Raw genomic sequence first — 9,816 nt, forward strand, 5'->3', positions numbered from 1 at the left:
TCGTCGTACCGTCACCCCCGGAACCGGAGACGACGTAGCCGAACGTCGTGCTTCTGCCGGGATCCAGGGCGCCGTTCCAGCCGACGTTGTGGACCATCACCGCCTGGCCGTTGTACGTCGCGTTGCCGCTCCACAGGCTCTCGACCTTCTGTCCGGCCGGGAGCGTCCAGTCGACCATCCAGCCGAGCATCGGCACGTTGCCGGTGTTGGTGACGGTCACCTCGGACTGGTAGCCGCCACTCCAGGTGCCGGTCGTCTTCCGGGCGGCCGTGCACGTGCCGGGCACCGGCTCGGACGGGTTGCCCGGCTCCTTGATGCCGGTCACCTCGCCGTTGCCGCCGTCGAAGACCACGTCGGAGCAGGAGTAGAAGGTCTCCTGGCTGTCGGAGCGCTGCCAGACCATGTAGACGAGGTGGCGGCCCGACTTGCCTGCGGGGAGCTTGCCGGTCCAGGAGTAGTTGGCCTCGACCGTGCCCGGGGAGCCGTTCAGCGGCGGGTGGTCGACGCTCAGGAACGGCCGCTCCTCCATGTCGTTCCAGGTGAGCGTCCTGGTCGGGTCGAAGCCGTCCTTCGTGATGTAGACGTAGAACCAACCCGGGTGCGCCGCCCAGGCGTTGTACGAGAAGTCGACCGTCGCCCCCGAGGTGTTGTAAAAGAGCGGCCAGTCCTTGCTGGGCTTGTTGAACCCGGTGAAGTTGGTGTTGCCGCCGCTGCACAGCTCGCCGTCCGGTACGAAGCCCCGGGTGCGGCCGGCGCCGTCCGAGCGGAGGACCGAGAACCAGTTGTAGAACGGCGTGGTGCCGCTGACCTGCTGCGCGGACTTGCACGCCGGGTTGACCGGCTTGATCTCACCCGTGTCGGTCAGACCGTCCTGCCAGCACAGGAACGTACGGCTGCCCGGCTTCATGGGCGTGCCGTGCGCCTCCGCCTCACCACCGGCCGTCATGACCAGGCCGAGGGCCGGGACGGTCACCAGAAGGGCCAGCAGGACCAGGAAGAAGGCTCTGGCTCGGGAGGGGAGCGCCGATCGGGGCAGCTTGGATCCGCCCGACATATGTGTCAGGATCATGACAGCATCATCCGTTCGTGGGGTGACGGGCCTGCGGATGCGTGTGCGCGGAGGCGCGAGGCGGGAGCAGCTCGAGGGCGGGTTCCGGTCCACCAACATGGGAGCGCTCCCACCCCGCTTGTTGCGGAAGTTAGCGCCGAGCGGCGCACTTGTAAACGGCTGCGGCAGAGGAACGGGTGGTCAGGCCCCGTCGCACGAGAGCCCGTGCAGCACACGTCCGGCCGCCTGCCGCAGGGCCGCGACGAGGGGCGCGTCCCGGCGGCTCGGCAGCCACCCGAGCACGGCCGTCCAGGGTTCGAGATCGGTGACGTCGACGTACGACACACCACGGCGCGGGTAGAGCCACCGGGTCGCGCCGGGCGGGAACTGGATCCCCTGGCCCATGGCGATCAGCGGCAGGGCGCTCTCGTAGTCGACGATCGCGTGCCGGCTGAACCGCACCGGGCCGCCGTCCGGTCGCGGGCCGGCGGACCAGAAGTCACGGAACGCCCTCGGGACCTGCTCCGACCAGCCGATGCGGGGCTCCTCGGCGAGCTCCGCGAGTGTCAGCGTGTCCCGGGCGGCGAGGGGGTGGCCGTCGGCCATCGCCGCGCACCGCGGGCCGCCGGCCAGCGCCAGGGTCTGGACGCCGTCGGGCACGGGCAGGAACAGGAACGCCGCATCGACGTCCCCGCGCAGGACCGCCGGGCCGGCGTCGAAGCCCATCCGTACGACGTCGACCTGCACCTGCGGCCATGCCTGCCGGAGTTCGTCCAGCACGGCGGGGATCGGGTCCATCGACGTGATCGCCTCCAGGGAGCCGATCACGATCCGGCCCGCTGCCGAGTCGGCCTGCGCCTCGGCCTCGCGGCGCAGTTCGTCGGCCGCCTCCACCACGGTCCGTGCCCGCCCCACGAGCGCCTCGCCCGCCGCGCTGAGCGCCACCCGGCGTGTCGTGCGGTCCACCAGGACGACGCCCAACCGCTCCTCCAGAGCGGTGATGTGCCGTGAGAACGTCGGCTGCGCCATGAACGCACGCCGCGCCGCCCGCCCGAAGTGCAACTCCTCGGCGAGGAGCAGGAACAGCTGCAACTGCTGGATGCTGGGATACCTCACGACACGACGAGGCTACCAACAACGCCCCTTTCAAGGGGCGCGGGGAACTGCGCGACCAGCCCGGACAGACCCGCACTCGACACGAGACCGGCACTCCTACGGCGTCTGGTCGCCCAACCGCGACCTCAACCAGTCAAGTTGACGGCGAACATGCACCGCATCCCCACCCTCATGCCCGTTGAACGGATACGCGTGGATCTCCCGGCGCGGGTCCGTCCCGGCTAACTCCCCGTACCGATTGAACGCCGCATACGCCCCACTCGGCGGACACACGACATCCCGCAACCCCACCCCGAAATGAGCCGGCGCCTGCGCGCGACGAGCGAAGGACACCCCCTCGACGTAGGACAGCGTGCGAAGGGCGTCCTGCTCAGCCCCCCGATGGACGGACAGATACGCGGCGATCTCCCCGTACGGCCCCGCGTCCGTCAGGTCGAGCGCACGCCGGATCCCGCACAGCAGCGGCGCGCTGACGAGCACGGCCGCCAGATCGGGGACGAGTCCCGCCACGGCCAAGGCCACTCCACCGCCCTGACTGTTCCCGACCGCGACGGTCCGCCCGGCATCCACCCCGGGCAGCCCCCGCACCGCCGCAACAGCCCGCACCGCATCGGTGATCAGCCGCCGATAGTGGTAGTTCTCGGGTGCGAGCAACCCGCGCACCGCCGGCCCGGGCCCGCCAGGGGCACCGGCGTGCGGATCGGGCGTCTCACCGCCGCACCCGTACTGGTCGCCCTGCCCCCGGTTGTCCATGAGCAGATGCGCGTACCCGGCGTTGACCCACGTCAGACGCTCGTGCGGGAGCCCGCGCCCACGGCCGTACCCGGCGAACTCCACGACGGCGGGCAGGGATTCACCGCCCCCGGCAGGACGGCTGAACCACGCCCGCACCGGGTCGCCCGCGAAACCCCGGAAGGTCACGTCCCAGGTCCGGGTCAGCCGCAGGCCCGTCTCCACCGGCCGCACCGACACCAGCGGGTCGGTCTGCCCGGCCTCCTTCAGGGTGTCCAGCCAGAACGCGTCGAAGTCGGCGGGCTCCTCGACGTCCGGGCGGTGGTGCTCCAGTTCGGTCAGCGGCAGGTCGAACGCGGGCACAGGGGCACCTCGCAGGAGTCGGTGGTCATCCAGAAACTTGCGGCGACCTACGGGCGGCAGGCCCCTGGGGTCTCCCCAGCTTCGACGGCAATTCAACGCCGCGGGGACGCCTCGTACGCCAGCGACGGCACCCATTGACAGCGCTTTCTGGTGGCCATAGGTTGCCGCGAAGTTACCGGTAAGAGCTCGAAAGTTTCGGTTCCGCGTCCCATGCCCACGGGAGGCCCGAGCATGAGCACGTCCACCACGTCGGCCCCGCCGGGCACCCAGGACCCGCCTCCGGCCAGAGCCGCGCCCCGCCGCGGCGGACGGGCGGCCGCCCGGACCGGATGGCGCCGGGCGCTGCGCCGCGACTGGCAGTTGTACTCCCTGGCGATCCTGCCGCTGCTGTTCTTCCTGGTCTTCCGCTATCTGCCGATGATCGGCAACGTGATCGCCTTCCGGCGCTTCGAGCCGGGCGGTTCGATGTTCGGCGAGGAGTGGGTGGGGCTGCGCTATGTGCAGATGTTCCTCAACGACCCCACCTTCTGGCAGGTGTTCCGCAACACCCTGTGGATCGGCGGGCTCACGCTGCTGTTCTGCTTCCCGATCCCGATCGTGCTGGCGCTGCTGCTCAACGAGGTGCGCCGGCGCTCCCTGAAGCGGTTCGTGCAGTCGGTGTCGTACCTTCCGCACTTCCTCTCGATCGTGATCGTCGCCGGCATCACGATGCAGATGCTGGCCGGCGACGGCCCCGTCAACCACGCCCTCGGCCTGCTCGGCCACGAGCCGATCCGCTTCATCCAGGAACCCGAGTGGTTCCGCACCCTCTACGTCGGCTCGGAGATCTGGCAGACCGCCGGCTGGGGCACGATCCTCTACCTCGCCGCGCTCACCACGATCGACGAGGACCTGTACGAGGCCGCGCGCATCGACGGCGCCAACCGCTGGCAGCAGATCTGGCACGTCACCCTGCCCGGCATCCGGCCCACCATGATGACCCTGCTGATCCTCAACGTCGGCACGTTCATGGCGGTCGGCTTCGAGAAGGTGCTGCTGCTGTACAACCCGCTGACGTACCCGACCGCCGACGTGATCTCGACGTACGTCTACCGCTCCGGTGTCGAGTCCAACAGCTTCAGCTACGCCGCCGCCATCGGCCTGTTCGAGGCGATCATCGGCCTGGTGCTCATCACGTCCGCCAACCAGCTCTCGCGTCGCACAGTGGGGACGAGCCTGTGGTGAAGCCGAGTCGTTCCTACCGGGTCTTCCAGGGCGTCAACGGGGTGGTCCTCACCCTGGTCGTGCTCGTGACGCTGTATCCCTTCGTCAACATCCTGGCGCGGTCCTTCAGCGGGGAGCGGCAGATCCGGGCCGGTGAGGTGACCCTGCTGCCCAAGGGGTTCAACCTCACCACGTACGAGATCGTCTTCCAGGACTCGATGTTCTGGCGGAACTACGGCAACACCGTGCTGTACACGGTGGTGGCGACGGCCGTCGCGATGGTGCTGACGACCTGTTACGCCTACGTGCTGTCGAAGAAGAACCTCAAGGGCCGCGGCGTCCTCGTCGGCATCGCCGTGTTCACCATGTTCTTCACCGGCGGTCTGATCCCGAACTACATCCTCGTCACCAGCCTCGGACTGAAGAACAGCGTCTGGGCGATCGCCCTGCCGAACGCGATCAGCGTCTTCAACCTGCTGGTGATGAAGGCGTTCTTCGAGAACCTGCCGGCGGAGCTGGAGGAGGCCGCGCAGATCGACGGCCTGAGCACATACGGCACCCTGCTCAGGATCGTGCTGCCGCTGTCCAAGGCGGTCATGGCGACGATGGTCCTCTTCTACTCGGTGTCCTTCTGGAACTCCTGGTTCAGCGCGTTCCTCTACATGGACCGGACGGACCTGATGCCGGTCACGGTCTACCTCCGCAACCTCATCCAGGGCGCCACCGGCGGCGGCAACGCGGGCGCCGGCACCGAGCAGCTCAGCCAGGTCGGCGCGAACATCCAGTCGGTGACCATCGTCCTCACCGCCCTGCCGATCCTCTGCGTGTACCCGTTCGTCCAGCGCTACTTCGTCTCGGGCGTGATGCTCGGCGCGGTCAAGGGCTGACGCCGCCTCCCCACTCGCTGACGGAACAAAGGAGTCTCCGTGAAGAACGCAAGGCAGCTGTCGCGGCGCCAGATACTCGCCGCCGCCGGGTTCGTCGGCCTCGCCACCCTCACCGGCTGCGGCAGCGGGGACGAGGGCGGGGACGGGAAGGACCTGTCCAAGAAGCAGGACGGTGCGATGAAGGACTACCGGGCCGGGCAGCAGTTCAAGGCCGCCAAGCCGCTGTCCTTCTCGGTCCTGCACAACAACAACCCGGTCTACCCGATGAAGAACGACTGGCTGTTCTGGAAGGAGCTCACCAAGCGCACCGGGGTGACGCTCAAGCCGGTCGACGTCCCGCTGGCCGACTACGAGAAGAAGCGCAGTGTGCTCATCGGGGCCGGGGACGCCCCGTTCCTGATCCCGAAGACGTACCACCCCTCCGAGGTCGCCTTCGTGTCATCCGGCGCGGTCCTCCCGGTCAGCGACTACGTCGAGCTCATGCCCAACTTCCGCGACAAGGTGCGCAAGTGGAAGCTGGAGCCCGAGCTCGACTCCATCCGCCAGTCCGACGGCAAGTACTACCTGCTGCCGGGCCTGCACGAGAAGGCCAAGGCCGGCTACTCGCTGTCCTTCCGCACGGACGTCCTCGACAAGCACGGCCTCACCCTGCCCACCAGCTGGGACGAGGTGTACGACGTCCTCAAGGCGCTCAAGGAGGAGTACCCCGGCAAGTACCCCTTGACCGACCGCTGGAGCACCAACACCCCGTTCCCCTGCGGCGCCCTGTTCAGCTACCTGGGCCAGGCCTTCGGCGTCAGAGCCGGCTGGTCGTACGACAACATCAGCTTCGATCACAAGGCGCAGAAGTACGTCTTCACCGGCGCCCAGGACGCCTACCGCCAGATGGTCGAGTACCTGCGGAAACTGGTTGCCGACAAGCTCATGGACCCCGAGAGTTTCAGCCAGACCGACGACCAGGCCGTGCAGAAGCTCCTCGCCGAGAAGTCCTACGCGATGAGCGCCAATCCCCAGGTGCTGGTGCAGGAATACCGGTACAACCTGGAGAAGCAGGTCGAGGGCGCGACGATCGAGATGGTCCCGGTGCCGCTCGGGCCCGCCGGTCCCGTGGTGCTGGGCGGCAGCCGGCTGGAGAACGGTGTGATGGTCTCCAGCAAGGCGCTGAAGAGCGACAGCTTCGTCGCCATGATGCAGTTCGTGGACTGGCTCTGGTACTCCGACGAGGGCCAGAAGCTGTCTCGCTGGGGCGTCGAGGGCGTCACCTACACCCGCTCCGCGGGCCAGTACCGGCTGAAGCCCGGCATCAGCCTCATGGGTTCCGATCCCGACGCGCCGAAGGACATGCAGAAGGACTTCGGCTTCTACAACGGTGTCTTCGCCTACGGCGGCAGCTGGGAGCTCGTCTCCTCGATGTTCAGCCCGGACGAGAAGAGGTTCCAGGACGCGATGGCCCAGCGCCGGCAGCTGCCCATCGACCCGGCCCACCCGCTCCAGTCCTTCGAGCAGGAACAGGCCACCCTCTGGGACACCCCGCTCAAGGACACCGTCATCCAGAACACCCTCCAGTTCGTCCTCGGCAAGCGCCCGCTGTCCCAGTGGAACGCCTATCTCGCCGAGCTGAAGGCGAAGAACATGCAGCAGCTCGTCGACCTGCACAACAAGGCCTACGAGCGCTTCAAGAAGGAGAACGGGTGATCCGCGGAGCACCGGACCGGGAGGCGGCATGAGCACCGTACGGGCGACGGACTTCGGGACCGGGGCCCTCTCCCGCGCCTTGGCCCTGATCCACACCGTCCTGACCGTCGAGGCCCTGCTGCTCCTCGCCGCCTCCCCGGGCCTGGCCGGACTGCTCCTGCTGGGCCCCGACCCGGCCAACGTCCCCCTCGCGGCCCTGTGCCTGCTGCCCCTCGGACCGGCCCTGTCCGCCGCCCTCTACGCCCTGCGGCACCGCAGCCGCGACCTCACCGAACTGCACCCGGCCCGAGCCTACGTGCGCGGCTGGCGGCTCAACGCCGTGCCGGCGCTGAAACTGTGGACACCCCTGCTCGCCTGGCTGACGGTGATCGCCTTCACCCTCACCCACTTCTTCGCCACGGGCCTGCCCGGCTGGTGGGCGCTGCTGCTCGCGGCGATCGGCGTGGGCTCCCTCCTCTGGGGCGCGCACGCCCTGGTCCTCACCTCGCTGTTCACCTTCCGCGCCCGGGACACCGCCCGCCTGGCCGCCTACTTCCTGTTCCGGCACGGCCGCGCCACCCTCGCCGCCGCCTCCCTGCTGGTCCTGACGGCCGCGCTGACCGCCCTGCTGACCGAGGCCCTGCCCGCCCTGCTGGCCGCCCCGCTGCTGCTGTCCCTGCTGCACGGCAGCCGCTCGGTGATCACCGAGACCCAGGAGGAGTTCACCGCATGACCGCGCCCCGCACGCCGAGGATCCCGTACGGCGGTGACTACAACCCCGAGCAGTGGCCCGAGGACGTCTGGGACGACGACCACCGCCTGTTCACCCGGGCCGGCGTCGACACGCTCACCGTCGGCGTCTTCACCTGGTCCCTCACCCAGCCGGCCCCGGACACCTACGACTTCACCGTGCTGGACCGCGTCCTCGACCGCGCCGCGGCAGAGGGCCGCCGGGTCTGCCTCGCCACCGGCACCGCCGCCCTCCCGCCCTGGCTCGCCGAGCGGCACCCCGAGGTCAACCGCACCGACTTCGAGGGCCGCCGCCACCGCTACGGCCAGCGCCACAACTTCTGCCCCAGCTCACCGGCGTACCGGCGGTACGCCCGTGGCATGGCCCGTCGTCTCGCCGAACGGTACGCGCACCACCCGGCCCTGCTCGCCTGGCACATCAACAACGAGTACGGCGGCGCCTGTTACTGCGACCTGTGCGCCGAGGCGTTTCGGGAGTGGCTCCGGGACCGGCACGGCACCCTCGACGCCCTCAACGACGCCTGGTGGACCACCTTCTGGTCGCACCGCTACACCGACTGGGACCAGATCGAGCCGCCGAGCGCCCTCACCGAGCACTGGAGTGGCCCCGACCACACCGCCTTCCAGGGCATCACCCTCGACTGGTTCCGCTTCACCACCGACGCCCTCCTCGGCTGCTTCCTGGCCGAGAAGGAGGTGATCCGCGCCCACGATCCGGACACGCCCGTCACCACCAACTTCATGGGCACCTTTCGCCCCCTCGACTACCACCGCTGGGCGCCCCACCTCGACTTCGCCTCCTGGGACAGCTACCCGCCCCTGGACGCCCCGCCCACCCGGCCCGCCCTCGCCCACGACCTGATGCGCGGCCTGAAGGACGGCGCCCCCTTCTGGCTGATGGAACAGACGCCGTCCACCACCGCCTGCCGGGACGTCAACCCGCTCCGGCGCCCCGGTGAACTCCGCCTCGCGACCTTCCAGGCGATCGCCCACGGCGCGGACGCCGCCCTCTACTTCCAGATGCGCGCCTCCCGGGGCGCCTGCGAGAAGTACCACGGGGCGGTCATCGGCCACGCCGGACGCGACGACACCCGTGTCTTTTGCGAAGTGGCGGACCTGGGCGCCGAACTGGAGCGCCTGGGTGCGGTCACCCTGGGCGCCCGCACCCCGGCCCGCACCGCCCTCGTTTTCGACTGGGACAGCTGGTGGGCCCTGGAGATCTCCGACGGCCCGTCCCGGCTGGTGAAGTACCCGGACGTGGTCCACGCGTACTACCGGGCCGCCCGCGCGGCCGGCGCCGACGTGGACGTGGTCCCGCAGACGGCCGACCTGACCCCGCACGACGTGGTCCTCGCCCCCGCCCTGTACATGGTCAAGGGCGACCTCGCCACCCGCCTCGAAGCGGTGGCGAGGCGCGGCGGGACGGTCCTCACCACCTTCCTCTCCGGTCGCGTCGATGAGCACGACCGCGCCTTGCGCACCGACGTCCCCGGCCCCCTCGCGCCCCTCATGGGCGTCCGCGTGGACGAATGGGACGCCCGGCCGCCGGAGTTCGCCCAGACCGTCCCCGAGCTGGGGGCACAGGCGCGGCTCGTCTTCGACATCGTGCTCCCGCGCGGCGCCGAACCGGTCGCCACCTACGGCACCGACTTCTACGCGGGCACCCCCGCCGTGACCCGCAACCGGTACGGCGCCGGCGAGGGCTGGTACGTGGCCACCGCCCTCGACCAGCCGGGCGTCGACCAGGTCGTGCGCCGGATCCTGGCCCACCACGACCTGCTCGGCCCCTACGCCGACCACCCGTCGGTGGAGACCGCGACCCGGGTCGCCCCCGACGGCACCCGCCTGCTCTTCCTCCTCAACCACGCCCCCGAACCCGCCCACCTGACCGCCCACGCCACCGCCACCGACCTGCTCACCGGAAAGCGGGTGGACCAGGGCGAACCCCTGGTCCTCGACCCCCTGGGAGTGGCGGTCCTTCAGTAGATCCGCCGCCCCCGCTCGTCCGGCACTCCCGACTTGCGGAAGAAGTAGCTGTTGATC

The 9,816-nt window shown here is 69.7% G+C and carries 8 protein-coding genes; 5 read left to right on the forward strand and 3 right to left on the reverse strand.

Features of this window, described 5'->3' with window-relative positions; all coding sequences use genetic code 11:
- The 3 genes from SSQG_RS30065 to SSQG_RS30075 form a co-directional block, all read right to left on the reverse strand.
- Positions 1-1,069, reverse strand: a 1,069-nt coding sequence (locus SSQG_RS30065; RefSeq protein WP_063749172.1) for a lytic polysaccharide monooxygenase auxiliary activity family 9 protein, incomplete at its 3' end; no start/stop codon positions are given.
- 180 nt (positions 1,070-1,249) lie between these two features.
- A complete protein-coding gene (locus SSQG_RS30070) occupies positions 1,250-2,164 on the reverse strand; it encodes a LysR family transcriptional regulator (protein ID WP_003993705.1) in 915 nt (304 codons plus the stop codon).
- Positions 2,165-2,260: 96 nt separating this feature from the next.
- Positions 2,261-3,259 (reverse strand): acetylxylan esterase, encoded by a 999-nt coding sequence (locus SSQG_RS30075; RefSeq protein ID WP_003993706.1) that lies wholly within the window; start codon positions 3,257-3,259, stop codon positions 2,261-2,263.
- 231 nt (positions 3,260-3,490) lie between these two features.
- On the opposite strand from SSQG_RS30075, the gene SSQG_RS30080 reads away from it, so the two are divergent.
- Genes SSQG_RS30080 through SSQG_RS30100 form a run of 5 tightly spaced genes read left to right on the forward strand, consistent with a single transcriptional unit; the run spans position 3,491 to position 9,759 of the window.
- Entirely contained in the window at positions 3,491-4,483 is a 993-nt protein-coding gene (locus tag SSQG_RS30080) for an ABC transporter permease (RefSeq protein WP_003993707.1), read from the forward strand.
- Positions 4,477-5,349, forward strand: a complete 873-nt coding sequence (locus tag SSQG_RS30085) for a carbohydrate ABC transporter permease (RefSeq protein ID WP_003993708.1) — start codon at positions 4,477-4,479, stop codon at positions 5,347-5,349. The genes SSQG_RS30080 and SSQG_RS30085 overlap by 7 nt, the downstream gene beginning before the upstream one ends.
- Positions 5,350-5,388: 39 nt before the next feature.
- Complete coding sequence (locus tag SSQG_RS30090) at positions 5,389-7,044, forward strand: extracellular solute-binding protein (protein WP_039933947.1); 1,656 nt, start codon at positions 5,389-5,391, stop codon at positions 7,042-7,044.
- A 28-nt stretch (positions 7,045-7,072) separates the two neighbouring features.
- Positions 7,073-7,756 carry a hypothetical protein gene (locus tag SSQG_RS30095; protein ID WP_003993710.1) on the forward strand — a complete coding sequence of 228 codons (684 nt, stop codon included), beginning with the start codon at positions 7,073-7,075 and terminating at the stop codon, positions 7,754-7,756.
- Positions 7,753-9,759 (forward strand): beta-galactosidase, encoded by a 2,007-nt coding sequence (locus SSQG_RS30100; RefSeq protein ID WP_003993711.1) that lies wholly within the window; start codon positions 7,753-7,755, stop codon positions 9,757-9,759. Before SSQG_RS30095 ends, SSQG_RS30100 begins: the two co-directional genes overlap by 4 nt.
- The last annotated feature ends 57 nt before the right edge of the window (positions 9,760-9,816 follow it).

The organism is Streptomyces viridochromogenes DSM 40736, assembly GCF_000158955.1.
GTDB classification, from domain to species: domain Bacteria; phylum Actinomycetota; class Actinomycetes; order Streptomycetales; family Streptomycetaceae; genus Streptomyces; species Streptomyces venetus.

What these genes read in the sequence shown, in the direction of transcription:
- SSQG_RS30080 (WP_003993707.1), top strand. Translation starts at nt 3,491, where the DNA reads ATGAGCACGTCCACCACGTCGGCCCCGCCGGGCACCCAGGACCCGCCT.
- SSQG_RS30095 (WP_003993710.1), top strand. Translation starts at nt 7,073, where the DNA reads ATGAGCACCGTACGGGCGACGGACTTCGGGACCGGGGCCCTCTCCCGC.
- SSQG_RS30100 (WP_003993711.1), top strand. Translation starts at nt 7,753, where the DNA reads ATGACCGCGCCCCGCACGCCGAGGATCCCGTACGGCGGTGACTACAAC.